Origin of the sequence: Paraurantiacibacter namhicola (genome assembly GCF_001687545.1) — a bacterium.
Lineage (GTDB): Bacteria > Pseudomonadota > Alphaproteobacteria > Sphingomonadales > Sphingomonadaceae > Paraurantiacibacter > Paraurantiacibacter namhicola.
The window spans coordinates 2477635-2502038 of sequence record NZ_CP016545.1; the positions used below are offsets into that span (position 1 = coordinate 2477635).

General features: G+C 65.2%; 25 protein-coding genes. 12 read left to right on the top strand and 13 right to left on the bottom strand.

All coding sequences use genetic code 11. The features are described 5' to 3' along the window. Positions 1–109: 109 nt before the first annotated feature. The 3 genes from A6F65_RS12080 to A6F65_RS12770 all read right to left on the bottom strand — a co-directional run bounded on the left by A6F65_RS12080 (position 110) and on the right by A6F65_RS12770 (position 3617). A complete protein-coding gene (locus A6F65_RS12080) occupies positions 110–961 on the bottom strand; it encodes a helix-turn-helix domain-containing protein (RefSeq protein WP_067789287.1) in 852 nt (283 codons plus the stop codon). Between the two features lie 110 nt (positions 962–1071). Beyond that, the gene (gene ptsP, locus A6F65_RS12085; RefSeq protein WP_067789292.1) at positions 1072–3363 is read right to left on the bottom strand and encodes a phosphoenolpyruvate--protein phosphotransferase; all 2292 of its coding nucleotides are present in this window, start codon (positions 3361–3363) and stop codon (positions 1072–1074) included. 98 nt (positions 3364–3461) lie between these two features. Continuing rightward, positions 3462–3617, bottom strand: coding sequence for a YdcH family protein (locus A6F65_RS12770; protein WP_083989530.1), 156 nt, complete (start codon positions 3615–3617; stop codon positions 3462–3464). Between the two features lie 167 nt (positions 3618–3784). On the opposite strand from A6F65_RS12770, the gene A6F65_RS12090 reads away from it, so the two are divergent. Further along, positions 3785–3982, top strand: a complete 198-nt coding sequence (locus A6F65_RS12090; protein WP_067789295.1) for a YdcH family protein — start codon at positions 3785–3787, stop codon at positions 3980–3982. A gap of 129 nt (positions 3983–4111) precedes the next feature. Beyond that, the gene (locus tag A6F65_RS12095; protein ID WP_067789298.1) at positions 4112–4591 is read left to right on the top strand and encodes a DUF1465 family protein; all 480 of its coding nucleotides are present in this window, start codon (positions 4112–4114) and stop codon (positions 4589–4591) included. A 9-nt stretch (positions 4592–4600) separates the two neighbouring features. On the opposite strand, the gene glpK is transcribed toward A6F65_RS12095, so the two are convergent. Further along, positions 4601–6070, bottom strand: coding sequence for a glycerol kinase GlpK (gene glpK / locus A6F65_RS12100; RefSeq protein ID WP_083989532.1), 1470 nt, complete (start codon positions 6068–6070; stop codon positions 4601–4603). 26 nt (positions 6071–6096) lie between these two features. Between glpK and A6F65_RS12105 the strand changes: the two genes are divergently transcribed. From A6F65_RS12105 to A6F65_RS12120, 4 genes are read left to right on the top strand one after another with little or no spacing between them, the layout of a single operon-like run. After that, on the top strand, positions 6097–6981 hold the full coding sequence (locus A6F65_RS12105; protein ID WP_067789300.1) for an MBL fold metallo-hydrolase: 885 nt from the start codon (positions 6097–6099) through the stop codon (positions 6979–6981). Then, entirely contained in the window at positions 6963–7658 is a 696-nt protein-coding gene (locus A6F65_RS12110; protein WP_067789302.1) for a DUF4230 domain-containing protein, read from the top strand. Before A6F65_RS12105 ends, A6F65_RS12110 begins: the two co-directional genes overlap by 19 nt. Beyond that, a complete protein-coding gene (gene nadA, locus A6F65_RS12115; protein ID WP_067789303.1) occupies positions 7655–8641 on the top strand; it encodes a quinolinate synthase NadA in 987 nt (328 codons plus the stop codon). The genes A6F65_RS12110 and nadA overlap by 4 nt, the downstream gene beginning before the upstream one ends. Positions 8642–8662: 21 nt before the next feature. Further along, a complete protein-coding gene (locus A6F65_RS12120) occupies positions 8663–8965 on the top strand; it encodes a hypothetical protein (protein ID WP_083989534.1) in 303 nt (100 codons plus the stop codon). A gap of 7 nt (positions 8966–8972) precedes the next feature. Here the strand turns inward: A6F65_RS12120 and A6F65_RS12125 are convergent, their stop codons facing one another. Beyond that, positions 8973–9788: a Brp/Blh family beta-carotene 15,15'-dioxygenase gene (locus A6F65_RS12125; RefSeq protein WP_157093140.1), complete on the bottom strand. Its 816-nt coding sequence runs from the start codon at positions 9786–9788 to the stop codon at positions 8973–8975. Between the two features lie 3 nt (positions 9789–9791). Next, positions 9792–10670, bottom strand: a complete 879-nt coding sequence (locus tag A6F65_RS12130; protein WP_067790642.1) for a bacteriorhodopsin — start codon at positions 10668–10670, stop codon at positions 9792–9794. Positions 10671–10805: 135 nt separating this feature from the next. Between A6F65_RS12130 and A6F65_RS12135 the strand changes: the two genes are divergently transcribed. Both A6F65_RS12135 and A6F65_RS12140 read left to right on the top strand, forming a co-directional pair. After that, a complete protein-coding gene (locus A6F65_RS12135) occupies positions 10806–12122 on the top strand; it encodes a DUF2254 family protein (protein WP_067789306.1) in 1317 nt (438 codons plus the stop codon). After that, on the top strand, positions 12119–13441 hold the full coding sequence (locus A6F65_RS12140) for a DUF2254 domain-containing protein (protein WP_067789308.1): 1323 nt from the start codon (positions 12119–12121) through the stop codon (positions 13439–13441). Before A6F65_RS12135 ends, A6F65_RS12140 begins: the two co-directional genes overlap by 4 nt. A gap of 19 nt (positions 13442–13460) precedes the next feature. Here the strand turns inward: A6F65_RS12140 and A6F65_RS12145 are convergent, their stop codons facing one another. Both A6F65_RS12145 and A6F65_RS12150 read right to left on the bottom strand, forming a co-directional pair. After that, the gene (locus A6F65_RS12145) at positions 13461–15251 is read right to left on the bottom strand and encodes a DUF885 domain-containing protein (protein WP_067789317.1); all 1791 of its coding nucleotides are present in this window, start codon (positions 15249–15251) and stop codon (positions 13461–13463) included. 27 nt (positions 15252–15278) lie between these two features. After that, positions 15279–16205 (bottom strand): DMT family transporter, encoded by a 927-nt coding sequence (locus A6F65_RS12150; RefSeq protein ID WP_067789320.1) that lies wholly within the window; start codon positions 16203–16205, stop codon positions 15279–15281. A gap of 71 nt (positions 16206–16276) precedes the next feature. Between A6F65_RS12150 and A6F65_RS12155 the strand changes: the two genes are divergently transcribed. Next, a complete protein-coding gene (locus A6F65_RS12155) occupies positions 16277–17161 on the top strand; it encodes an HpcH/HpaI aldolase/citrate lyase family protein (protein WP_067789323.1) in 885 nt (294 codons plus the stop codon). Positions 17162–17164: 3 nt separating this feature from the next. Here A6F65_RS12155 and A6F65_RS12160 read toward each other — a convergent pair whose 3' ends face one another. Both A6F65_RS12160 and lipB read right to left on the bottom strand, forming a co-directional pair. After that, positions 17165–17416, bottom strand: a complete 252-nt coding sequence (locus tag A6F65_RS12160; RefSeq protein ID WP_067789327.1) for a hypothetical protein — start codon at positions 17414–17416, stop codon at positions 17165–17167. 4 nt (positions 17417–17420) lie between these two features. Beyond that, complete coding sequence (gene lipB, locus A6F65_RS12165) at positions 17421–18083, bottom strand: lipoyl(octanoyl) transferase LipB (RefSeq protein WP_067789329.1); 663 nt, start codon at positions 18081–18083, stop codon at positions 17421–17423. Between the two features lie 66 nt (positions 18084–18149). Between lipB and A6F65_RS12170 the strand changes: the two genes are divergently transcribed. Next, positions 18150–18968 carry a glycerophosphoryl diester phosphodiesterase membrane domain-containing protein gene (locus A6F65_RS12170; protein ID WP_067789332.1) on the top strand — a complete coding sequence of 273 codons (819 nt, stop codon included), beginning with the start codon at positions 18150–18152 and terminating at the stop codon, positions 18966–18968. 78 nt (positions 18969–19046) lie between these two features. On the opposite strand, the gene A6F65_RS12175 is transcribed toward A6F65_RS12170, so the two are convergent. Together A6F65_RS12175 and arsC are read right to left on the bottom strand one after the other, a co-directional pair. Next, on the bottom strand, positions 19047–19682 hold the full coding sequence (locus A6F65_RS12175) for a class I SAM-dependent methyltransferase (RefSeq protein ID WP_067789335.1): 636 nt from the start codon (positions 19680–19682) through the stop codon (positions 19047–19049). 77 nt (positions 19683–19759) lie between these two features. Continuing rightward, complete coding sequence (gene arsC, locus A6F65_RS12180; RefSeq protein ID WP_067789338.1) at positions 19760–20104, bottom strand: arsenate reductase (glutaredoxin); 345 nt, start codon at positions 20102–20104, stop codon at positions 19760–19762. A gap of 166 nt (positions 20105–20270) precedes the next feature. Here arsC and A6F65_RS12185 point away from each other — a divergent pair, with 166 nt between their 5' ends. Further along, positions 20271–22358: a TonB-dependent receptor gene (locus A6F65_RS12185; RefSeq protein WP_067789341.1), complete on the top strand. Its 2088-nt coding sequence runs from the start codon at positions 20271–20273 to the stop codon at positions 22356–22358. A 13-nt stretch (positions 22359–22371) separates the two neighbouring features. On the opposite strand, the gene A6F65_RS12190 is transcribed toward A6F65_RS12185, so the two are convergent. Beyond that, positions 22372–22938, bottom strand: coding sequence for a (2Fe-2S)-binding protein (locus A6F65_RS12190; protein WP_067790646.1), 567 nt, complete (start codon positions 22936–22938; stop codon positions 22372–22374). Here A6F65_RS12190 and A6F65_RS12195 point away from each other — a divergent pair. Beyond that, complete coding sequence (locus A6F65_RS12195) at positions 22928–24397, top strand: MATE family efflux transporter (RefSeq protein WP_335645327.1); 1470 nt, start codon at positions 22928–22930, stop codon at positions 24395–24397. The genes A6F65_RS12190 and A6F65_RS12195 overlap by 11 nt on opposite strands. Positions 24398–24404 lie beyond the last annotated feature (7 nt).

Consider the following 24404-nt stretch of genomic DNA (forward strand, 5'->3'; position numbering starts at 1 on the left):
CACCATCGCCGCCGGGCGACAACGCAGGCTGAACACACGGGCATTTGTGCCAATGCGGGATTCGCTTGTCGAGGAGGGATTGCCCTTAAACTGTGGGCGATTGTCCCGCTTATTGCCCGGCTGGTGCCCCGGCGGCAGGCGCCGAGGTCGGAGCCGTACCGGGCGCTGCGGCAGGCGCAGCGTCACCGCGCGCCAGCAGCGCCGCTGCGCTGACAGGCACGTCGACCACGGTTTCCAGCTCCTCGCTGATCTTGGGCACGCTCTGCCCGCCTATGGTGATCGCAAGGATATCGGGCCGCCCGGTCACAAGCACCGGATCGACCGCATCGGCCGGCACGGTGAAACTGTCGCCATCCGTCATCAGGCTTTCATACAGCGTCTGGCCGTTCCCGTCCTTGACGCTGACCCAGGCATCGCCCTGCGCAGTGAAGACCACCGGGCCGGAGGTCGGCGCGCTTGCCGTAGGGCTGGCAGCAGCCTCGGGCGAGGCGGTCTGCTCGGCTTCGGGCTCGAGTATGCTGGGCAGCTCCCCTGCCGGCGTGAAGAAGGCGCGGGCGGCAAAGATCAGGCCCACGACAACCAGCACTAGGGCGAAGAGCGAAAACCACACCAGTCCGCGCGAGGGTGCGCGGCTCGGATCGCCGGGCTCGAAGGTCGCGGCGCGGCGGTCGGAGACTTCGCGCTCATCCTCGTCCAGTTCGGCGCGGACCATGGCGGTCACATCGTCCTGGTCGAGATCCACGAGTTTTGCATAGGTCCGGGCAAAGCCGGTGGCGTATGTCTTGCCCGGCATGTCCGAAAAACGGCCAGCTTCGATGGTCTCCAGGTGACGGATCGGAATGCGGGTCTGGGCAGCCACCTGCTCGACCGAAAGGCCCTTCGCCTCGCGCGCGGCGGCAAGCTGCGCGCCAACGCCGACCGGTGCATCGCCTGCGAATTCTTCCGAAGTCTCGTCGCTCATAAATGTCCCGTTTGGCGCTGCTGCGCCCCCGCGTCCCGTGCAGGGACACAAGAGCGGGCGCAGGCGTGGCAAGTCAAGGATTTTCACCGGTTTGCGGCCCGGTGGCCGGATCAGTCCAGCTCGATCCCGTTATCGGCAGCCCATGCTGTCAATGCCTCGCGCATGCTGGGTGGCGGCGAGGAAAGCCAGCCGGTCATGGCCTGCGAGATCGCCTTGGTGTCCACCTGCCGGACCAGTTCCTTGATCTGGCCCACGGCCGCAGGCGTGATCGACAGGCGGCGATAGCCCAGCCCGATCAGGGCCAGCGCTTCCAGCCGCCTTCCGCCCATTTCGCCGCACACACCAAGGTCCACACGCGTCCCCACAACGCCCTTCGCGATCCTATCAAGGAAGCGCAGGATGGATGGGCTCAGCCAGTCGTACCGCTCGGCCAGCACCGGGTTGGAGCGGTCGGCGGCAAACAGGAACTGCGTCAGGTCGTTCGTGCCGACGGATATGAAGGACACCTTGTCCACCAGCAGGTCCATCATCTCGGCGAGCGAAGGGACCTCCAGCATGACGCCGTAATTGATGGCCTGGGGGAGCTTGTGCTTGCGATCCTTAAGGAAGGCCAGCTGCTCCTCGAACACGGCCTTCGCCGCATCGAATTCCCAGATTTCCGACACCATGGGGAACATGACGTTCAGTGTCTTGCCCGCCGCCCCGTCCAGCAGGGCGCGGGCCTGAACCTTCATCAGGCCTTCGCGCTCCAGCGCCAGGCGCAGCGCGCGCCAGCCCATGGCCGGGTTCTCGTCCTCGCGCGCATTTTCGCTGTTGATGTAAGGCAGCGACTTGTCGCCGCCGATGTCCACGGTGCGGAAGATCACCGGCTTGTCCCCGGCGGCATCCAGCACGTCCTTGTACAGCCGGGTCTGCCGCTCCCGCTGCGGCAGGACGCTGGAAATCAGGAACTGGAATTCGGTGCGGAACAAGCCGATGCCGTCCGCGCCGGTCAGCGGCAGCATGGGCACATCGTCGCGCAGGCCGGCATTCATCATCACCTGAACGCGCTGCCCGTCGCGGGTGAAGGGCTCCACCTCGCGCAGGCGGGCGTAGGCGGCCTGCTTCTCGCGCCGCCGGGCGAAGCGCGCCTCGAACGCATCGAGCACGCCCTGCGTGGGGCGGATCGTCAGCTGCGCCTTGTCGCCATCGACCAGCAGCTCGTCACCTTCGCGCACAAGTCCGCGCACATTGCGCACGCGGCCGATCACCGGCACGCCCATGGCCCGCGCCACGATCACGACATGCGCGGTCAGGCTGCCCTGTTCCAGCACCACGCCCTTCAGGCGGCGCTTGTCATATTCCAGCAGCTCTGCCGGGCCCAAATTCTTGGCGATAAGGATGGAATCCTCGCGCAGTCCGCTCGATGCCGCCGTGCCCAGCTGGCCGGACACGATGCGCAGCAGGCGGTTCGCCAGGTCTTCCAAGTCGTGCATCCGGTCCGCCAGCAGCGGATCGTCGATCTCGCGCATGCGCATGCGGGTGCGCTGCTGCACGCGCTCGATGGCGGCCTCGGCGGTCAGGCCGCTGTCGATCGCCTCGTTGATGCGGCGGCCCCAGCCCTCGTCGTAAGCGAACATCTTGTAGGTCTGCAGGACTTCCTCATGCTCGCCGCCCGTGCCGAATTCGGCCTGGTTCGCCATGTGGTCGATCTGCTCGCGCATCTTGTCGAAGGCGAGGTAGACGCGCTGGCGCTCTGCTTCGGTATCCTCCGCAACGGTCTGGTCGATCTGCACGCGCGGTTGGTGGAAGACCGCCTTGCCCAGACCCAGCCCCTTCACCAGCTGCAGCCCGTCCATGACGTCCTGCCCGGTGTGGTTGACTGTTTGTCCCGCAGAATCTTCCTCGTCCACCAGCCCGGCATTGTGGATCAGTTCCGCCAACACCATGGCGACGGTCTGTAGGGCCTCGACCTCCACCTCTTCATACTTGCGCGGCTCGACATGCTGGACGGTCAGGACCCCTATCGCCCGCTCGCGCCGGACGATCGGCACACCTGCGAAAGAGTGGAATTTTTCCTCGCCCGTTTCGGGCACGTACTGGAATTCGGGGTGAGCTGCCGCCTCATCCAGGTTCAGCGTCTCGATATTGGCGGCGATGGTCCCGGTAAGTCCCTCGCCCACGCCAAGCCGCGTGACGTGGATCGCGCTCTGGTTCAGGCCGCGGGTGGCGTAGAGCTCCAGCATACCTTCGCGCAGCAGGTAGATTGAGCACACCTCGCTATCCAGCGAGTCGCCGATGATCTGCACCACTTGGTTGAGCTTGCCCTGCGCATGGGTGCGCGCAGCCATAACCTCATGCAGGCGCGTGAGGATGGACCGGGCCGCAGTGGCGGCCGATGTCGGGGGTACTTTATCCGGCATGCGAACTGCCTATCGCATGGAAATGCTTTTGGAAATGTTGCCGCGCATCCGCCGCCCCTGCGCGGGCAGCGGAATGCGTTGCAATCAGGGGGCTTTCGTCAGCCTTGGGATATTTCCTGTTTCAGCATCAGCTTCTGCTTCTTCAGGGTCTGGATCGTCGCGCTGTCCGGTACGGGCCGGCTCATTTCGTCATGCAGCCTGGCATCCAGCTTCGTGTGCTTTTCCTGCAATGCTTGCGTGTGCGACATTCCCATGAAGTCATCTCCTGTGCCTGTGGGGACATGCGTCCCGTAGAGTTGGCGGCGCGGCAATCCGCGACTCGCCGAGTCGCATCATGACCACACAATTGTCATCAAATCATGGATGGCGTAGTTCGGCAAACAGGCAGGAGCCGGGGCGTGGGAATCGAGCGACAAATGCGATGACGGAAGACGAAATCCGCCGGAAGCTGGCAGTGCTGAAAACCGAACACCGGGATCTGGACGCTGCCATCGCGGCGCTGGGCGCCAATGACAATTCCGACCAGCTGCGCATTGCGCGCCTGAAGAAGCGCAAGCTGCAGCTGCGCGACCGCATCAGCGCGCTGGAAGATCTTTTGACGCCGGACATCATCGCCTGACGCAAACGCGCGGGCCGCGGCGGGGTCTTTCGTGCCCAATCGGGACAACATGGTTAAAATAGGGGAAACGCTGCAGCCCACCTATTCAATACGTTAAAGCCCTGATGTAGCGCCTGTCGCATCAACGCGATGAACCAGACAGCAAACCTCAACCGCACGATCGTGGACATGCTTTACGAAGAGGCGATGCTGCTGGCCGACGAGGCCCGCGACACGTTTCGCGACGCCGCGCAGGAACGCCGCCGGACAGGCACCCCGCTGCATGAGGACGAGGACCTGGAGCGCATCGCTCTGAGCTGCGAGGCGCTGCGGACCACCACGCGCATGATGCACGCCCTGTCATGGCTGCTGAACCAGCGCGCGCATTTCTGCGGCGAACTCACCGAGTTCCAGCTGCGCCGCCACGGCCGCCTTCCCCGCCACCAGCCGGATAGCGACCCGGCCCAGCTGGCCCTGCTGCCCGCGCATCTGCGCGACGTGGTGGAACGCACCCGCCGCTTCCACGCCCGCATCGCCCGGCTGGACCAGGCATGGCGCGACCATTTCGCCATGCACCCCGCCGCAATCCAGCGCCTGCGCGAACGCGTCGGCCTGGCAATGGCGGGCTGACGCAGGCAGTTAAAGCTTCGCCAGCGCGGCATCCCAGTTTTCGATCCGAGCGGACCGGACCGCATCGTCCATGGCCGGGCTGAACACCTGCCGGTCCCCGATCATGGCCGATGCCGCATCCCCAAGCGTGGCGTGGAGGCCCGCGCCGACAGCCGCCAGCATCGCCGCACCCAGCGCCGTCGTCTCCACGAAACCGGGGCGCTCTACCTGCAGGCCGGTGATGTCCGCGATGTCCTGCGCCAGCCAGTCATTGGCGATCATCCCGCCATCGACCTTCAGCAGCGCCCAGTCCGCGCCATCGGCGGCAAAAGCGGTGCGCAAATCCTGCGTCTGGTGGGCCATTGCCTCCAGCGCGGCGCGCACGATCTGCGCCTTGCCGGTTGCAAAGCTGAGGCCCGTGATGCTGGCGCGCGCATCGGCCAGCCAGTGCGGCGCGCCGAGGCCCGACAGCGCAGGCACAATCACCACGCCGCCGCTGTCATCCACGCTGCGCGCAAGGGCCTCGGTTTCCTTCGCGCTAGCGATCAGGCCCAGGCTGTCGCGCAGCCATTGCACCAGGCTGCCGGCCACGAAGACGCTGCCTTCCAGCGCATAGGTCCGCGTCCCATCCAGCTGGCACAGCACCGTGCCTAGCAGGCGGTGGCGAGACATCGGCACCTCGCCACCCTTGTTCGTCAGCACGAATGCGCCCGTGCCGTAAGTGGCCTTGGTCTCGCCCGGTGAGAGGCATGCCTGCCCAATGGTGGCGGCCTGCTGGTCGCCAGCCATGCCGCAGATCGGAATGCCTGATCCCAGCACGCTGGCCGTGGCCAGTTGTCCCGCGCAATCGACCACCTGCGGCAGCGCCGCGCGCGGTACGCCCAGCAGCGCCAGCAGCTCCTCGTCCCAATCGCCCGTTTCCAGCGAATAAAGCATCGTGCGGCTGGCATTGCTGGCATCGGTGATGTGCGCCGCGCCCGCGGTCAGCTTGAAGACCAGCCAGCTTTCGACCGTGCCGAAGCGCAAGGTGCCAGCATCCGCCGCCCCGCGCACGGCCTCGTCATTGTCCAGCATCCAGCGCATCTTCGTGCCGCTGAAGTAGGGATCGAGCAGCAGGCCGGTCTTCTCCCGCACCAGCGCCTCATGCCCTGCATCGCGCAATTGCCTGCAGAACGGTTCCGTCCGGCGGTCCTGCCAGACGATGGCGCGGCTGAGCGGCTCCCCCGTCCCGGCGTCCCACGCCACCACAGTCTCGCGCTGGTTGGTGATGCCGATGGCCGCAACGGCCTGCGCGCCGCCTGCCGTTTCCACCATGGCCTGCGCGCAGGCGAGCGTGCGCTCCCAGATCTCGGCCGCGTCGTGTTCCACCCAGCCGGGCTGCGGGTAATGCTGCGTCAGCTCTCGCTGCTCTGTGCCCAGCAGGCTGCCGTCTGCCGCGAACAGCATTGCGCGGGTGGAGGTTGTGCCTTCGTCCAGGACGAGGATTGCTGGCGGTGTCACTTACATTCTCTCCCTTGTCGCGCCATATGGCCACCATGCAAGCGCCGCCGCAACCCTGGCCGACCGGCCTCGTGGAACAGCTGGAGCCGCTGGTCGCGCGCGTGCTGGCGCCAAACCCATCGCCCTTCACCTATACCGGCACGCAGACATACCTCGTCGGCGGGTCGGAAGGCATGGCGGTAATCGACCCTGGGCCGAACGACGGGCGGCATATCGAGGCTCTGCTTAGCGCCATCGGCGAGGCCGTGGTGACCGCAATCTGCTGCACCCACACCCACCGCGACCATTCGCCCGCCGCCGCGCCTCTGGCAGAGCGGACAGGCGCGCCCATCGTCGGCTGCGGCCAACTTGCGCTCGACACCAGCGGGGAGCCGCGCCTCGATGCCCCGTTCGACCGGGATTATGCGCCCGGCCGCGTGCTGGCGGATGGCGAGCAGGTGAGCGGGCCGGGCTGGACGCTGACGGCCGTGGCCACGCCTGGCCACACATCGAACCACCTCTGCTTCGCGTTGGAGGAGAGCGGCGCGCTGTTCACCGGGGATCATGTGATGGGCTGGTCCACCAGCGTCGTCGTGCCGCCCGATGGCGACATGGCCGATTACATGGCCAGCCTGGACAAGCTGTATGCGCGCGAGGACCGCGTCTATTACCCGGCCCACGGCCCGGCGGTGGAAAAACCGCGCCAGCTGGTGCGCGGCATGGCCGGACACCGGCGCCAGCGCGAGCGGCAGATCCTGAAGCTGCTGGATGCCGAGGCGCGGCCGATCCGCGCGCTGGTGCCGGAAATGTACAAGGGCGTGGACGAACGGCTGTGGCCCGCCGCCGCGCAAAGCGTGCTGGCGCACCTGATCGATCTGGAACGGCAGGGCCGCGTGCAGCGTTCGGAGGATATATGGCAGACAATACGATAGAGCGGGAAGATCGCTCGCTCCGCACCGATCCCGCACCGCATGACGATCGCTCGCTCGCCCGCGTGCAGGGCGTGCCGTGGCTGATCGTCATACTGCTGCTGGCGGCGCTGGCTTTCGTTACGTGGAAGGCTTTCTTCGAACAGGAAGAGGGCGATCCAGTGGCAAGCGCCATGCTGGCCTTCGAAAAGCAGAACCAGCTCACGGTCTTCTCCAGCCGCTTCGAAGTGGTGGCCGAAAGCACCAATGAACGCGGCGTGCTGGGCGTGAACTTCCTGAAGGCGCGGCAGGCCATGATCGTGCCCGCCACGGTGGAATACCGCCTCGACCTGTCCAATGTCGGGCGCGACCGGATGCAATGGGACGCCGATAGCGAGACGCTCAACGTCGTCCTCCCGTCCATCAAGACCACCGTGCCCAATCTCGACGAGAAGAATGCGCGGCTGTTCACCGAAGGCAATTTCGTGACCGGCGGCGCTGCCGAGGCGCTGATCAAGAACAATTCCGCCGTGGCCGAGAAAAAGGCCAGCAACTTCGCCCGCAATCCGGAAATGCTGGACATGGCGCGCGCAGCGGCAAAGGATGCAATCCGCCAGAACCTGGCTATACCGCTCTCGGTCGCCGGGTATGGCGATGTCACAGTCAACGTCCGCTTCGATGGGGAACGCGTGCTAGAATGAGTGTTGAGACCAAACTTCCGACCGGCGCGGACCTGCGCGAAGAGATCGACCGCCTGCGCAAGGAGCGCAATGCGGTGATCCTGGCGCATTACTACCAGAAGCCCGAATTGCAGGACCTGGCCGATTTCGTGGGTGACAGCCTGGAACTGAGCAAGAAAGCCGCCGAGACGGACGCCGAGGTGATCGCCTTCTGCGGCGTGAAGTTCATGGCGGATACGGCCAAGATCCTCAGCCCCGAAAAGATCGTGGTGCTGCCGGACATGGATGCAGGGTGCAGCCTGGAAGACAGCTGCCCGCCTGACAAGTTCCGCGCCTTCCGCGAGAAGCACCCGGACCATATCGCGCTGACCTACATCAACTGCTCGACCGAGGTGAAGGCGCTGTCCGACGTGATCGTCACCAGCTCCAGCGCGGAGACGATCCTTTCGCAGATCCCCAAGGACCAGCCGATCATCTTCGGCCCGGATCGCCACCTTGGCGGCTATCTCAACCGCAAGTTCGACCGCGAGATGCTGCTATGGCCAGGCGTGTGCATCGTGCACGAAGCCTTCAGCGAGCGCGAGCTGCTGAAGCTGAAGGCCGAGCATCCCGAGGCGCCCATCGCCGCGCACCCGGAATGCCCGCCGCACATCATCGACCATGCGGACCACGTGGGCTCCACCAGCTCGATCCTGCAATTCGCCAAGACCTTCACCGGCGATACGCTGATCGTGGCGACCGAACCGCATATCATCCACCAGATGGAAAAGGCGCTGCCGGAAAAGACCTTCCTCGGCGCGCCGGGTGCGGACGGCAACTGCAACTGCAACATCTGCCCTTACATGGCGCTCAACACCATGGAGAAGCTCTACACCTGCCTGCGCGACCTGGAACCGCGCATCGAGATCGAGGAAGGCCTGCGCCTGAAGGCCAAGCATAGCCTCGACAAGATGCTGGAAATGGCCAGCGGCACCATCGGCAAGGGTGACCTGGGGCGGGCGTAAGCCGCCTTTCGAGCGACGAACATGACCGACATGATCATGAAGAAGGCCAACCCGATCAAGCGGTTGCGGGCCAAGGGCTTCAACCGCAAGCGCGGATGGAAATTCGCGGGCGCCGTGGCGGAGCGGCAGGATCATCCCACCTGGCCAGTCGATTTCTGGCTGTACAAATGGGTCGAGACCGGGACCAGCACCGAACTGCGCGATCCTATCCATGGGCATCGGCGCATGGTGCGCGTGTGGTTCGTGGAAGCGGACGGCGTGCGCCACGGCTTTGCGGCGGACGAATTGTCGAACGGCGTGTGGGGATTTTTCCTGCCAGCTTAGGCGCGGGTTATCGCTCCAGCCTTTCGGTCAGGATGTGCGGCGTCGCCATGCCGAAGGCGAGCGCGGCGGCCCACACCAGCGGCAGAATGCCGACAAGCACGAACGCTGCAATAGCGAGCGCGCCCAGCATGGCAGGGATCGCGGTCGGCGCGGCTGCCCGGATGACTTCGCTCCAGCCAAAACGGCGGGCCTGCGCGTGCTGCATGGGCCAGGCATGGCCCAAGAAGAAGGCGAGGCCCGTGGCGAGGACCGGGTGCAGCAGCGCGGTGGCGGCGACGCAGGCGATAAGCGACCAGCCATGCGGGCGCCTGCCCAGCGCGGCGATAGCCAGCACCAGTCCCGCGCCGCCTGCCACTGCCAGCACCAGCATCCACGGCTGCGGGATCGGCTGGCCCAGCAGGGCCGCGAAAATCTCTGCCGTGGCTTCACCTTGCCAAAGCGCGCTGCCGCCCACGGCGGTGAGCGCGTAGGCCCAGCGGGCAAGCCTGTCGCCGCCAGCCGAGTGCTGGAAGTGCCAGGCAGACAACAGCAGGAACAGCGTCAGTCCCGCCAGCGGCATTGCCAGGAACAGCGCTGCCACGGCCAGACCCGCCAGCACATAAGCGGCCGCATCGAGCAGGCGAAAGGCGCGCAGCGTGCCGGACTGGTGCTCCGCCGCGCCATGCGCGAAACCGGCGAGGAAGAAGCCGATGCCAAGCGCGATAGCAGCGCCTGTCCCGGCCAATTGCGCCAGTGCGGCCAGTGACAGCAGGCCGAACGACAAGGCGGCCCCGCGCCCGAAAGCACGGAGCCGCCTGTCATGATCGGCCGGAGCCGAGGCCAAGGATCAGTCCCCGCGCTGCGAAGCGACCTTGGCACCAAGCGGGCTGGTCTCCAGCGCCTCTGCTGCCGGGACGTAGCCTTCCAGCGCGCTGCGACGCAGCAGGTAACGCGACAGGATGATGCCGTAGATCAGCTTCGTGGAAATATCCGCGATGCTGAAGAGCAGCTGGCGCACCACCACGATATCGCCGGTGAAGCCCAGCTGCGGCAGGGCGTAAGCGATGGGATAGAGGCCCCAGGTCGCCAGGAAGTAATACCACAGGTTCTTGGGCCAGTTGACCAGCTGCGGCGGGGAATTGGCGATGGCTGCGGTGATCACGCCGCGCACTTCGATGATCAGCCAGACGAAGAAGATCGTGGAGATGACGCCCCAGATATTCAGGCGGCTGAAGTCACCCGTCTCGCCGAACTGTCCGTAAAGGCCGGTCCAGATCATCAGCACGGCCGGGATGGACATGCGGATCGCGCGCTTGTGCAAATCCGGTCGCGAAATCGCGAAAGCGATCGGCAGCTGTGTCAGCAGGATCGGGACGGTGATGGTCCAGTTGCCGTAGCGGAAGGCGTTGGTGAATATGCTTTCACCCTGCATCGGCACGTAGCTCGCGCCCACCAGAGTGTAGGCATCCTGCCAGGTGGTAAATTCGCGCAGCAGGCTGAGGCCGGCACTCGCCATGACGATGGCGGACATGATCGGCACGATGCGATAGCGCGGAGCCAGCTGCATGCTGGTCATCAAGAAATACAGGATGAAGGCGAAGTGCGCGCCGTAGCTGACCATCAGGATCAGCGATCCCATGGTGTACTGGCCGCTGGTGAGGGTCACGAGATTTTCGATATTGCCGACCGCATTTGCTGCGACCTCCGGACTGACAGGTAACTGCATGGCATTTTCCCAAGCGCGACCGTGTTGATCGGCCTGGTGCATGGTCGCCTGCATCCGCCGTTTGATGGCAACTAAAGATGCGCATGCACGTTTAGGTTCCCGATCCGACCATGATTTGAAGCAGGGAACAGGCCAGTGAAGGACGATATTTCAGGGCCTTACCTTGGGCGGCTGGGTTGGCTGGCGCACAGGATCTTCGCCAGCTATTGGCTGCTTCCCGCGGCCGGCGTGCTGCTGGCCTTACCGCTGGCGATCCTCGCAGTGACGCTGGACCGGCATGCCGGGACGGACTGGCTCTTGTCGAACGGGCTTAGCCCGGTCTCGACGGCGGATACGGCCAAGGACCTTGTCGGCGTCGCCATCGGTGTGAACGCGGCCTTCATCACGCTGTATTTCTCGCTGACACTGCTGGTGCTGACCGTGGCCAGCAGCAATCTGGGTGTGCGGCTGGTCGATCGCTGGCTGGACAAAGGGCTGGTGCGCGTATCGCTCGCCGGCCTCAGTTTCACGCTCGTCTTCTCGCTGGGCGCGATGGCGGCAATCGATGCGGACGCGCCGCTGTCCAGCCAGCCACTGGGCACGATCAGCGCGGTGATAGCCCTGCAGGCGCTCAACGTCGTGATGCTGACCGTGGCGCTCCACGATCTGGGCCGCACCGTGTTCATCGACCGGTCGATCCACCATCTTGGGCGCGAAGCGGCGCAAGGGCCGGTGGCCATCGCGGCGACAGATCCATTCCACGGCGACTGGTCGCTGGGAATTGCCGCCCCGCGCGAAGGGTATGTGGAAGGTAACAACCTGCATCATCTCAGCCGCCTGCTGGGCGAGGATGGCGGACGCGTGCGGATCTGCGCTGCGCCCGGCCAGCATGTGATGGAAGGCGAGCCGATCATGCTGCTGGAGCAGCGCCGCGACGATGAGCGCCAGTTGCTGAAAGTCCTGCCCATCGGAGACTTCCGCAGCGACGGCCAGGGCGCGGTCTTCCGGATCCGGCTGCTGGTGGAAATTGCTGCCCGCGCACTCTCCCCGGCAGTAAACGACTTCTACACCGCGATCGCTGCGGCGGACCGCATCGCCTCTGCCATGGCGGGCCAGTTCGGCAGCTGGGTCGATGAAGACATGATGCCGGCCTTCGCTGACGACCATCGCATAGAGCTTCCCGGACAGGATTTTCGCGGCTTGTTCGAGGATCCGCTCAACGCGTTTCGGCAGGCTGCCTGCCAGTATCCCTCCGTCACCATCCGCATGGTGGACAATTACCACCGCCTGATCGACCGCTGCGAAGGCGAAGGCCGCCCGGCGGGCCTGAGACGGTTCCTTGTGCAGATGGCGCAGGACCTTGCGGAACATGGCGAGGCCTCTGCGGGTTATGACTGCGACAGGGCGGATATTACGGCCGCCTTCAAGAAGATCGCCGGGCCGGAAGGCCGCAGAAGGGCCAACGCCGCATGATCGCATCCCTGCGCAATTTCTGGTTCAAGGCGCGCGCCAGTTACTGGTTCTGGCCTGCCCTGTTCTCACTGCTTGCGCTGGGGCTGGCCCTGACCACCGTCTGGCTGGACCGGACCGGGCAGGCTGCATTTCTGAACGATGTGGAATGGCTGCAACCTGCGCGGCCCGATGGTGCCAGCAACATGCTGACCGTGATCGCAGGATCGATGATCGGGGTCGCCTCGACGGTGTTCTCCATCACCATCGCTGCCGTCGCTTATGCCAGCGGCAATTACGGCCCGCGCCTGCTGACCAATTTCATGGAGAACCGCGGCAACCAGCTGTCGCTCGGCGTCTTCATCGCCACATTCGTCTTCGCCATCACCGTGCTGCGCTCCGTACGCGCGGAGGACGAGGCGGGCTTCCTTGAAACGCAAAGCAATGCGCTGCCCGGCTTCGTGCCGCAGCTGAGCCTGCTGACGGCTTATGTCCTGATGGGCATTTCCATCATGGTGCTGGTGTATTTCCTCAATCACGTGCCCAGCTCCATCCGCATCAACTCGGTGCTGGAAGGGATCGGGCGGCGGCTGATTGCTGACATCAAGGTGCTGTTCGATAGGCCAGCACGCGGCGAAGTCATGATGGAAGTGCCGGAAGGCCGCGCCGTCACGGCGACCGAGACGGGATATATCCAAGGCATCGACTACGAGCGCCTGCACCGCATTGCGGAAAAGGCTGGCGGCCACATCAAGCTGGCGGTCCGCACCGGTGATTTCGTGCATCCGCGCATGCCGCTGGTGCAATGGTCAGACGATGACGGCCTCGACGATCTGCACGATACGGAGGTGCGTAAGTGCATGACGCTGGGCGGAATGCGCACGCCCGCGCAGGACCTTCACTTCCTGATAGACGAGCTGGTGGAGATAGGCCTTCGCGCGCTCTCCCCAGGCATCAACGACCCCTTCACCGCGATCACCGTGCTGCATTGGCTGGGCGCCGCCACGGCGGAGCTTGGCCGCCGCAACCTCGACCGGGCGTTTGGCGACAATGACGATCCCGAGGAAGACCGGATCTCGCTGCTGTCGGACGATTACGCCCACTTCCTAAACCGCGGCCTTGGCACGATGCGCAGCGCGGTCGCGACCAGTCCGCCCGCGACGATGGTGATGTTCGACGTGCTATCCAACGCTTCGACCACGCTGAATGACGAGACGCGCCACGCGCTTCTGATCAAGGAAGGCGAGCAATTGGTCGCGCAGGCACGCGAACACCTGTCCGGGCCGGACCTGCATGGGGTTGAGGCACGCCACCAGTCCTTCCTGCAGGCGATGGACGCCTGAGCCAGACCTTCGCGGGCGGCTATTCCACCGGCAGGTCGAAGATCAGCGCTCGGGCATATTTTACCGGCGGGCTGCCATGGCTCAGCACGGCGTCGTGATATGTCCGCTCGTTGAAGTCCGCGCCCCAGCGCTGTTCCGCTTCCTGTCGCAGGGCCACATGCTCGGCATAGCCGGTGAAATAGCTGAGAAGCTGCACCGATGAGAGGTTGGCGCGGACCCATTTGCCCGCTGCCTCGCGCTCCTGCTGGAAGGCGCCGACCATCATCAGGTCCATCGCCTCAGCGCGCGTCATGCCCTGCGTGTGGATGCCGATATCCAGCAGCGTGTTGGCAATGGCGCGAAGGCGGAACTTCAGCCCGTTCAGGATGAACAGCCGCCCCTCGCGCGTTTCCATCCCGCCAAGATAATCGTGCTCTGCCATCACGCGCTCGGAATAGACCGCCCAGCCTTCGATGAAGGGCCCGCTGGACAGCACGGCGCGCAGCGTCCCGGGGAAGCGGTTCGCATGATCCAGCTGCAAATAATGGCCGGGCACGCCCTCGTGGATCGATAGCAGGTGGAGCATGGAGATGTTGTATTCGGACAGGAAGCTGGTCGCCTGTTCTTCCGTCCAGTCATCCGGCACAGGCGACATGGCGTAGAAGGCAGGCAAGCTGCGCTCCAGCGGGCCCGGCGCGTCGAGATAGGCCACCGAATTGCCCTGCTGGAATACCGGCATAGTGATGATTTCCACCGGCCCATCCGGCATGCGGACGAAGCCTTCCTTCTCAGTGAAGGCGGTGGCCTCCGCCAGCGTGCCGCGTGCCGCCTCTTCTAGGTTTCCGCGCTCCGGCCGGTCGGCATAGCTGATGGCGAGCGCGCACTGGATCGCCTCCTGCTGGCCTGGCACGTCGCATTCGGGGAAGGTGCGGGCGATAACCTCCATCTGGCCCCGCGCCTCGGTGTAAGCGGCGCGCGCGCGGCCTTGCAGTTCGGCCACGCTCATATCCGTCTGCAGGGCAAAGGCCATCTTGGTGGCGTAACGATCCGGGCCCAGCCGGAATTCGCCCTCTGCGCCCGGCACGACGACATCGTCCAGCCATGCCTGGTGCTCGGCCAGCGCCACCTTCAGCCCGGCCACCGCATCATCGAAGCGGGTGCGCGATACGCCCGTGGCGACGACTTCCGGCAGCAGCACGGTTTCCACCAGCATCGATATGCCGGCATTCTGCTTCGCCACCGTTTCCGCATGGACCTTCGGCACGCGGCTTACGTCGATCTGCTGGCGGGCCGCGGCCAGGAATGCGGGCAGCTTCTCCATGCGCTGAACGATGCTGTCGAACCGCTCCGGCCAGGGCGCGAAGTCGCGTGCCACCAGCGTGTAGATGGAGGAGGAGGCGATGGAATGGTAATATTGCGGGTTCCAGGCCCAAGCCTGCAGCTCGTCCTCGCTGAAGGCGGAATAGGCGAGCGAGTTTTCCAGCAGGCGGTAATCGACCTGGTTCTGGCGGCTGAGCTGCGCGAAATCGATGGCAGTCATGCGGCGGCGCAGCACGTCGAACGCGGCGCGCGCCTCCGCCCGCCCATCGGCCGAGATGTCGGGAAGCTCGCCGTCGAAGCGGTGGTCGCCCAGGCTGGTGGCATAGACCGGGTTGTAGCGCGCCAGCAGGTCCACATAGGTGCAGCCCAGCGCCTCGAACTGCGCATCCGCCGTCTCACCTGCGGGCTGGCAGTCCTTGTCCGCCGGTGTCGCAGCGATGGGGCGGCCCGTGTCCGCAAGCGGCGCGCAGGCCGCCAGCGCCATGGTGGTGGCAAGGAACATGGTGCGCATCTGGTCTTACTCCCCCTGTATGTCCGGTCAGGGGCTATCCGCGCTTGCCGGTTTTGTCGATGGCGCGCGCACGCGCGGCGTGCTGGACCGGGCAATCGCCAGCGCGGATCCCAGCAGCACCATGCCCGCTATGTCCAGCGGGACCAGCAGCTCCGCAAAGGCATACCAGCCCACCAGCGCCCCGATGGCAGGCTGTGTCAGCAGCGCGACGCCGATGGCCAGCGGGGAGAAGTGACGCAGCGAATAGACCAGCAGCCCCTGGCCGATCAGCTGGCTGGAAAGCGCCAGGATCACCACCGGCGTCCAGTTGCCCGGCCACACCGGCTCGCCCCGCACCAGCGCCAGCGGCAGCAGGACACATGCCGCTGCGATGCTGGACCAGGTCAGCAGCGCCCAGCCGCCCAGCGTCCCGCGCTTGTCCTGCAGGATCAGCAGGTATCCAGCGTAAAGCAGGCCCGCGAGCAGGCAGAACAGGTCGCCTGCAAGGTTGGTGGCGGAAATGTCCATCGACCGGCCCAGCAGGATCGCCGCCCCTGCCAGCGCGGCAAGGATGGCCAGCGCCTCCCTGCCCTGCGGCCATGTCTTCAGGGCGATGAAGGTCCATGCCATCAGCACCACGCTGCCCGCATTGCCGAACAGCGTGGCATTGGCCAGCCGCGTCATCTCTATGCCAATGTGCCAGCTGGCAAGGTCGAAAGCGAAGAAGGCACCGGCCGCCGCCAGTGCCAGCATCGTACCGCGGCCCAGCCCCGAAAGCTTCTGCCCGCTGCCCCTCGCCAGCAAGGCGAGGAATGGGATCGCCAAGAACAGCCGCCAGAATGCCGCGGACACCGGTCCGGTGTCTGCCAGCCGCACCAGCCAAGGGCCCATCGCCAGCGCCGCATTGCCTGCCAGCAGGGCCAGCAGCGGCAGCAGCGGCGCGGGCCCCGCGCTTTGGGTTGCTCTTTGCTCCATGCTTGCGCTTTAATGCTCCGGTAGCGATGTGTCGTGCACACATTGCGGCCACAGATAAAGGCGCGAGATTGATGGCATTACGATCCTGGCTATTCGTACCCGGCGACAGCGAGACGAAGCTCGGCAAGGTTGCGACCTGCGGGGCCGATGTCGTCATCGTCGACCTGGAAGATGCGGTTGCGCCGCACCGCAAGGCTGATGCCCGCCCCATGGCGCAGGCCTGGCTGGATGCGCACCGCCACCGCGTGGTTGCGGGCGGGATGAAGGAGCGCTGGGCCCGCATCAACGCGCTGGATACGCCGTACTGGCGCGAGGATTTGATTGCCGTGATGCCGGGCGCGCCCGATGGCATCATGGTCCCCAAGGCCGCCGGACCGGAGCAATTGCAGCAATTGTCCGCCGAGATTTACGAGCTGGAACAGCGCAACGGCATCCAGGTTAACACCACCCGCATCCTGCCGCTTGTGAGCGAAACGGCCCGCTCCGCGCTTGGCATCATCGCCTATCTGGAAAGCCCCCTGCCGCGCCTTGCGGGCTTGACGTGGGGCGCCGAAGACCTGTCCGCAGCCATCGGCGCCAGCCGCAAGCGGGACGAGCGCGGCGTCTGGACCGATGCCTTCCGCATGATCCGCGCGCAGGTGCTGCTGGCCGCGCATGCCCGCGACATCATGCCGATCGACACGCTGCATGCCGACTTCCGCGACGAAGCAGGGCTGGAGCGCGTGGCGCGCGAATCCTATGCCGATGGCTTTGCCGGCATGATGGCCATCCACCCGGCGCAGGTGCCGATCATCAACGCAGCCTTCAGCCCGACGGCGAAGCAACTCGAGCAGGCCCAGGCCATCGTCGATGCCTTCTCCGCCCAGCCCGATGCAGGGACGTTGCAGGTTGATGGCAAGATGGTGGACCAGCCGCACCTGGCGCAGGCGCGCCGGTTGTTGGAAAGCGAACGCTAGGCCTTACTCGGCGCCAGCCTCGCCTTCGGCTTCTTCGCCCTCATCGCTAGCCGAGTCCGAGCCGCCGCCGGAACGGCCCAGCAGGGGCGGCTGCGATTTCAGCTTCTCCAGCGCGATCATCTCGTCGCTGATCGTGCCTTCCACCACTTCGGCAGAGGCGGCCGCATCGCCGACCTCTTCAGGCGCATCGCCGCCGCAGGCAGCCAGCGCGAATGCAAGCGACGGGATTGCAGCAAGGCGAAGGGCGGTATTCAAAACGTCAGTCTCCGTCGGATAGCCGGGCGAGGAACGCGCCGAACCGCGCCTGCATTGCCCTATCCCACTCCTCCGGCGCAAGTGTGATACCCAGCCGCGAGAGGCTGGTGACGCCGAATTCGGATATGCCGCAGGGCACGATGCCATCGAAATGGGTCAGGTCCGGGTCCAGGTTGACCGAAAAGCCGTGCATGGTGACCCAGCGCCGCACGCGCACCCCGATGGCCCCGATCTTAGCCTCGCGCCCATCCGCATCGCGGCACCAGATGCCCACGCGGTCGCACACGGACCAGCTTTCCACGCCGAAATCGCCGAGCGTTTCGATCACCCAGTCTTCCAGCGCGTGGACAAACCGGCGCACGTCGCGCCCGTGCCGCGTCAGGTCCAGCAGGATGTAGCCCACGCGCTGCCCCGGGCCGTGATAGGTGTATTTGCCGCCGCGGCCCGTATCCACCACATCGAAGCGCGGATCGTTCAGGTCGGCCGGCTTCGCGCTCGTCCCGGCCGTGTAGACCGGCGGGTGCTCCAGCATCCATGCCAGCTCACCCGCAGTGCCTTCGCGGATTGCCGCATTGCGTGCCTCCTGCTCTGCCAGAGCCTCGCGATAAGGCACGGGCGCAGCGGAAACGCGCCATTCGATGCCGTCAAAGGAGTGGATGCCAGACATTGGGCGATTGCCTGCAACGCGAAGGGCGGTTTATCAAGCTGCATCCGAACGAGAGGGGTTCAACCGATGAAATTCGATATGGGTGCGGCCTGGCGCGATGCGACCACCATGATGGCCGGCAACAAAGAAGTCCTGCTGGTCGTGGCAGGCATCTTCTTCTTCCTGCCTGCGTTGGTGGTGGGCCTGATGGTCCCCAGCCTGACGGATATTTTGGGCAGCACGACCGATCCCGAAGCGATGCAGGAACAGCTTCTGGCACTCTATGCGGGCTATGGCTGGTTGTTCGTCCTAGCCGGTCTCGCACAGGTCGCCGGTTACATTGCACTGCTGGCTTTGCTGCGTGACGCGTCCCGTCCCACGGTGGGCGATGCCATCAAGGCAGGCCTGGTAGGCATGATCCCGGCCTTTGTCGGGTACATCCTGGCCTCTGTCCTCATCGGTCTCGTGCTGATGTTGCTCGTCGGCGCGGCTGCGCTGGCCGGTTCGACGGCGCTCACTGTGATCGTCAGCATTCTCGCATTGGTGATTGCGATCTACATGTATGTGAAGTTCTCGCTGCTGACGCCAGTCATCGCGCTGGAAGGCACTTACAACCCTATCAAGGCGCTGGCCCGCAGCTGGAAGCTGAGCAAGGGCAACTCCCTTCGCCTGTTCCTGTTCTACCTGCTGCTGTTCATCGTCTACTTCATCGTGGCGATGGTGGTGGGGCTGGTCGTGGGCCTGCTGGTCTTCGCGCTTGGCGATACGCTGGGTCTGACGATCAATGCGATCCTTTCCGGCCTTATCGGCGCCGGCTTCGCGATCATCTTCGTGTCGGTCCTGGCGGCGATCCACCGCCAGCTGGCAGGTCCGTCTGCCGGGGCGGTCAGCGAAACCTTCGAATAAGCTGGAAAGCCGGCAACATGAATACGGGCGCTGCGACTGCGGTCGCGGCGCCCGTTTCATGTCAGGATCGTCGCGGCGTCAGCCTGCGGGCTGCTTCCAGCCCCATGCCAGCAGGCACGGCGGGATGTTCCACCAGGTGAAACCGGTATCCACCCGCTCGAAATGCTGCGCCGTCAGGTCGCGTGCCGTGGTGGAGAACTGGTAAGTCAGGAACGCGCCGCCGGGCCGCGTGACACGGTATGTGGCGGCAGCGATATTCTCGCCCACGCCTTCCGGCAGGGTCGAGAACGGCAGGCCCGACAGCACGTAATCCGCATGATCCTCGCCCAACGCCTTCACGATCGCCTCCACATCCTCCGCACTGCCAAGCACGGCGTGGAAACGGCTGTCGCGGATCTCGCGCTGGAGGTAGTCGATGAACAGCGGGTTGGTGTCGATCACCACCAGCATCCCGTCGCGTCCCAGCCGGTCCAGGACAGGGCGGCAGAAAGTGCCCACGCCCGGCCCGTATTCCACGAAGACGCGGCAATTGTCCCAGTCGACCGGGGCCAGCATCTTGTCGATGGTGGAGCCCGATGAGGGGATAACGGAGCCGACCATTCGGGGATGCTCCAGGAACCCGCGGAAGAAAACTCCCGCTGGGCCAAGCGCGCGCTTGATGCGGCCCTTTATGGTCTTCGCCGGGTTGTCTCCTGCCAGGTCATGTCCGTTCATCTGCAGCTGCGATCCTTATTGGCGCCATGAGTGCGCATATGACTGGCGAGGGTTTCTGGCGGCCCTGTCACGCGGGGTCAGAGGATTTCCTCGACCGTTTCCTTCGGGCGGCACAGGCGAACGCCCTTGTCGGTTTCCACCAGCGGGCGATTAATCAGGATCGGCGAGGCCGCCATGGCATCCAGCACCGTATCCGCATCGGCATCCGGCAGGCCGCGCTCCTCCGCGTCGGTGCCTCGCAGGCGCAGGCCCTCGGCAGGGGTCATCCCGGCATCCGCGAACAATTGCGCCAGCTTGCCGCGCGAGGGCGGATTCTTGAGGTATTCGACCACCTCCACGTCCACGCCGTCACGCTCCTGCAGGATGGCCAGCGTGTTGCGCGAGGTTCCGCATTTCGGATTGTGCCAGATCGTGGCCTTCATGCCCTGCTCCGTAGGAAATGGTCTCGGCCGCGACACTAGGCGGAGATTTTTTTGCGGCAACCCTGCATTCTCTGTTGTCATTGCAAATCATTCGCAATAAGACTGCTCTTGCGAGTCATTCGCAGAATTATTCCGTTCCAGAATTTGACCAGTGTTGGGATCGTCCGTGTCAGCCTTCTCCAAGTCGCTTCGCGTCGCCGCGTTCACTACCGCAGCCTGCATCCCGCAAGTCGCCCTCGCCAATATCGAGGTGGACGCCGACCGCGATTATCTGCCGACCGAAATCGTCGTGACGGGGTCTTTGGACGGCTATTCCGAAGATGATGGTTCCACCGGGACCAAGACGCCGACCCCGCTGGTCGACGTGCCGCAGACCATCGCCGTTATCGGGCAGGACCAGATCGAGGACCAGAACCTGCGCCAGCTGGGCGAGGCGCTCCGCTATGTCCCCGGCATTTCCATCGAAACCGGCGAAGGACACCGCGATGCCGTGTTTATTCGTGGGCAGGAAACCACCGCCGATTTCTATATCGACGGCATCCGCGACGATGCGCAGTATTATCGCCCGCTCTACAACGTCGAACGGGTAGAGGTGCTGAAAGGCCCCAACGCGCTGATCTTCGGGCGCGGAGCGGGCGGCGGCGCCATCAACCGCGTGGCCAAGATCGCGGATCCCTACGGCCTGACCCTTGCCGGCAATGCCAGCGTGGACAGCTTCGGCGGCTTCGCCTTTGCGGCCGATGTCGGCACGCCGCTGGCCGAAGGCATCGGCCTGCGTCTCAATGCCACCTACGAACAGTTCGACGGGGCGCGCGACGTGTTCGAAGGCGAATTCTTCGGTATCGCCCCCACGCTGACAGCCGAATTCGGCGACACGCAGGTCAGCGCATTTTACGTGCATGACGAGGATGACCGCGTCACCGACCGCGGCCTGCCCTCGCTCGGCACCGGTCCGATCCAGGGCTATGACAAGACCTTCTTTGGCGATCCCGATTACAACCGCGCCACGGCCAACGTGGACATTGCGCGGCTACGGGTGGACCACAAACTGTCCGACGCGGTCAGCATCAACGGCACGCTGCAATATGCCGATTACGACAAGTATTACGGCAATATCGTGCCGACCGGCGCGACGGCCACCACCGTTACCCTGTCAGGATACGACAATTCCACCGACCGGCAGAACCTGATCGGGCAGGCGAACCTTGTCGCGGAATTCCAGACCGGCGAAGTCGGCCATACCTTGCTGCTGGGTGTGGAGGCGATGGGCCAGGAATCGATCGATGGCCGCAACCGCGTGCTGTTTGCAGGCGGGGCCACCAGCACAACCGTGCCGCTTGGCCGCACCATCAGCGTGCCCGCCTTCACCACCACCTTCCAGCGAGAGCGCAATTCGGACCTCACGACCCTGTCCTTCTACGCGCAGGAGCAGCTCGACTTCGGCCCGCTGCAGCTGATTGCGGGCGTACGCTACGACCGGTTCGAGCTCGACACTTTCGATGTCGGCTCCAGCACCGCCCTATCGCGCACCGACGAGAAGTGGAGCCCGCGCGTCGGCCTGGTGTTCGAGCCGCTGGAGCATGTCTCGCTTTACGCCAGCTATTCGCAGAGCTTTCTGCCGCAATCGGGCGACCAGTTCACCGTCCTGAGCAGCACGACCGCACTGCTGGAGCCGGAGAGCTTCGACAATTACGAGATCGGCGTGAAGTGGGCCCCGCGCCCCAACCTGCTGATCACCGGCGCCGCCTTCCGGCTCGACCGGTCCAATACGCAGGCCACCGATCCGCTCAATCCCGGCGCAGTCGTCCTGACCGGCGCGAGCCGCGTGCAGGGTATCGAACTGAGCGTGACGGGACGCCTGACCGACAATTTCGATATCAGCGGCGGTTACACGTATCTCGACGGCGAGGTGCGCGAAGATACGACCAGCGCGGTCGCGGGAACGCGGCTGGAACAGCTGCCCGAACACCAGGTTTCGCTTTGGGGTCGCTATAAGCTGACCGACCGGCTGGCGATCGGCACGGGCGTGATTCACCAGTCCTCCCAGCTCGTGCCCATCGGCGGCCCGGTTCGCCTGCCCGCCTATACCCGCGTCGACGCCGGCCTGTTCTACGACGCGACGGACACGATTGCGGTCCAGCTGAATGTCGAGAACCTGCTGGACGAAGATTACTATCCCGCCGCGCACGGGCCGAACAACATCCAGCCCGGCGATCCACTGAACGCCACGCTGACCGTCCGGATGAAGCTGTAACCGGCTGGCAGGCTCAATCGCCGGCGGGATCGCCTTCCGCCGCCGATCCATCACTCAGCGCAGGAACGGCGCGCGCCGCATCGCCGGGCTCGATACCCGGCGCTGGCGCGGCGCTGATCCGCTCGCGCCGCATGGATACGCGCCCTGCCCGCTGCACGGCCTTCACCAGCCGGGGATAGACCCCGCAGCGGCACAGATTGGGGATCGCTTCGGCAATATCCTCTTCCGAGGGTGAGGGACTCTTCCGGATCAGCGCCGCCGCAGCCATGGCGATACCGGGCGTGCAGAAACCGCACTGGATCGCCTGCTCCGCCACCAGCGCCTGCTGTACGGGGTGGGACCGGTCGTAGCTTAGCCCTTCGATGGTCACGATCTCGCGCCCTTCGGCTTCGGCGATGGTGACCAGGCAGCTGCGCAGCGCCTCGCCATCCACCAGCACCATGCAGGCGCCGCAATCGCCCACGCCGCAGCCATATTTCGTGCCCGTCAGGTTCGCCGCATCGCGCAGCGCATGCAGCAGCGGCGTCTGCGGATCGAGCGCGAACCGGATAGGCCGGCCGTTAACGGTCATGGCTGTCATGATGTGGCTGTATCGCGCAGCCGCAGCCTTTTCCAGCGGGCGCGCTTTTTGCGCTGCGGAGAAACCTTCCGGCACGGCGGCGCGTTGGTGGGCGATGGCGGACGAGGCAAGACTCACAACAGGCAGCATCAGCGGCCATCTGGTGAAGCAGACCGCGCCCATCATACTGGGCGTGGCGGCCATCATGTCCGTGGGCATCATCGATGCCTATTTTGTCGGCCAGCTGGGCGAAGAGCCGCTGGCCGCAATCAGCTTCATCTTCCCCGTCACCACCGCGCTATCCAGCCTTGGCGTGGGCATCATCGCGGGCGTCAGCTCCGTCGTCAGCCGCGCCCTGGGCGAAGGCGACACCGACAAGGCGAAGCGGCGCGGCAACCTGGGCGTTGTGCTGGGCCTGGCTGTGGGCCTGGTCGTGGCAGGCCTGCTTTACCTGCTTCGCGGCCCGCTGTTCGAACTGATGCAGGCGAATGAGGCAACTCTTCCGCTGATAGATAGTTACATGGTCATATACGCGCTGGGCTTCCCGCTGCTCGTGACCATGATGGGCATGAACGGCGTGCTGCGCGGACAGGGCGCAGCCAAGCGCGCGACCGCCATTTTGCTGAGTTTCTCCGTCGCCAACTGGATCCTGGATCCCCTGTTAATCAATGGCGGCTTCGGTATCGAGGGCATGGGGATCGCCGGCGCGGCCTGGGCGACTGTCATTGGCTGGGGCATCGGGCTCGCCGTGGCCTTCGGCTGCATGCAATCGAGCCAGATCCCCGTCGAGCCATCGCGCCTGAACAGCTGCAAGCTCGGCACGGCCAGCTGGTCGCTCGCCCGGGTTGCGGGGCCAGCGGCCTTCTCCAATTCGATCAATCCCATCGGCCTGTCGGTCCTGACCGCCTTCCTTGCCGCAGAGGGGCAGGACGCGGTGGCGGGCTATGGCGCGGGCGGCCGCCTGCAGACCTTCGCCGTCGTGCCGCTGCTGGCGCTGTCCAGCTCCATCGGCGCAATCGTGGGGCAGAACTGGGGCGCAGGACAGGAAGACCGGGCGCGCGCCGCACTGGTGCAGGCGGGATTATTCTGCATCGGCTACGGCCTGCTGGCCGGCCTTGCGCTGTTCATGTTCCGCGATTTCTTCGCCGGGATGTTCAGCGAGAGCGAGGCCGTGCGCGAACAGACCGCGCGCTATCTCGAGCTCGCCGTGTGGGGCTATGCCGGATACGGCGTGCTTATCGTCGTGAACGGCGCGCTCAACGCCATAGACCGCGCAACCACCGCGCTGCTGCTGAGCGGCGGGCGCGTGCTGCTGGTGATGGTCCCCTTCGCCGCACTGCTGCAGCCCACCATGGGCGCCGATGCGATCTACCTGGCGGAACTGGCCTGCAACATCGCGGGCGCGCTGGCGGCCTGTGCCATCCTGTATTTCCTGTTCAAGATGCGACCAAGCAATGTGTCGCAGGCGGCTGCGACGTGACCGCCTG

Coding starts and splice junctions, on each gene's coding strand:
- A6F65_RS12080 (WP_067789287.1), bottom strand. CDS start 961: ATGAGCGACGAGACTTCGGAAGAATTCGCAGGCGATGCACCGGTCGGC.
- ptsP (WP_067789292.1), bottom strand. CDS start 3,363: ATGCCGGATAAAGTACCCCCGACATCGGCCGCCACTGCGGCCCGGTCC.
- A6F65_RS12770 (WP_083989530.1), bottom strand. CDS start 3,617: ATGGGAATGTCGCACACGCAAGCATTGCAGGAAAAGCACACGAAGCTG.
- A6F65_RS12090 (WP_067789295.1), top strand. CDS start 3,785: ATGACGGAAGACGAAATCCGCCGGAAGCTGGCAGTGCTGAAAACCGAA.
- A6F65_RS12095 (WP_067789298.1), top strand. CDS start 4,112: ATGAACCAGACAGCAAACCTCAACCGCACGATCGTGGACATGCTTTAC.
- A6F65_RS12105 (WP_067789300.1), top strand. CDS start 6,097: ATGGCCACCATGCAAGCGCCGCCGCAACCCTGGCCGACCGGCCTCGTG.
- A6F65_RS12110 (WP_067789302.1), top strand. CDS start 6,963: ATGGCAGACAATACGATAGAGCGGGAAGATCGCTCGCTCCGCACCGAT.
- nadA (WP_067789303.1), top strand. CDS start 7,655: ATGAGTGTTGAGACCAAACTTCCGACCGGCGCGGACCTGCGCGAAGAG.
- A6F65_RS12120 (WP_083989534.1), top strand. CDS start 8,663: ATGACCGACATGATCATGAAGAAGGCCAACCCGATCAAGCGGTTGCGG.
- A6F65_RS12130 (WP_067790642.1), bottom strand. CDS start 10,670: ATGCAGTTACCTGTCAGTCCGGAGGTCGCAGCAAATGCGGTCGGCAAT.
- A6F65_RS12140 (WP_067789308.1), top strand. CDS start 12,119: ATGATCGCATCCCTGCGCAATTTCTGGTTCAAGGCGCGCGCCAGTTAC.
- A6F65_RS12145 (WP_067789317.1), bottom strand. CDS start 15,251: ATGCGCACCATGTTCCTTGCCACCACCATGGCGCTGGCGGCCTGCGCG.
- A6F65_RS12150 (WP_067789320.1), bottom strand. CDS start 16,205: ATGGAGCAAAGAGCAACCCAAAGCGCGGGGCCCGCGCCGCTGCTGCCG.
- A6F65_RS12155 (WP_067789323.1), top strand. CDS start 16,277: ATGGCATTACGATCCTGGCTATTCGTACCCGGCGACAGCGAGACGAAG.
- lipB (WP_067789329.1), bottom strand. CDS start 18,083: ATGTCTGGCATCCACTCCTTTGACGGCATCGAATGGCGCGTTTCCGCT.
- A6F65_RS12170 (WP_067789332.1), top strand. CDS start 18,150: ATGAAATTCGATATGGGTGCGGCCTGGCGCGATGCGACCACCATGATG.
- A6F65_RS12175 (WP_067789335.1), bottom strand. CDS start 19,682: ATGAACGGACATGACCTGGCAGGAGACAACCCGGCGAAGACCATAAAG.
- arsC (WP_067789338.1), bottom strand. CDS start 20,104: ATGAAGGCCACGATCTGGCACAATCCGAAATGCGGAACCTCGCGCAAC.
- A6F65_RS12195 (WP_335645327.1), top strand. CDS start 22,928: ATGGCTGTCATGATGTGGCTGTATCGCGCAGCCGCAGCCTTTTCCAGC.
- A6F65_RS12190 (WP_067790646.1), bottom strand. CDS start 22,938: ATGACAGCCATGACCGTTAACGGCCGGCCTATCCGGTTCGCGCTCGAT.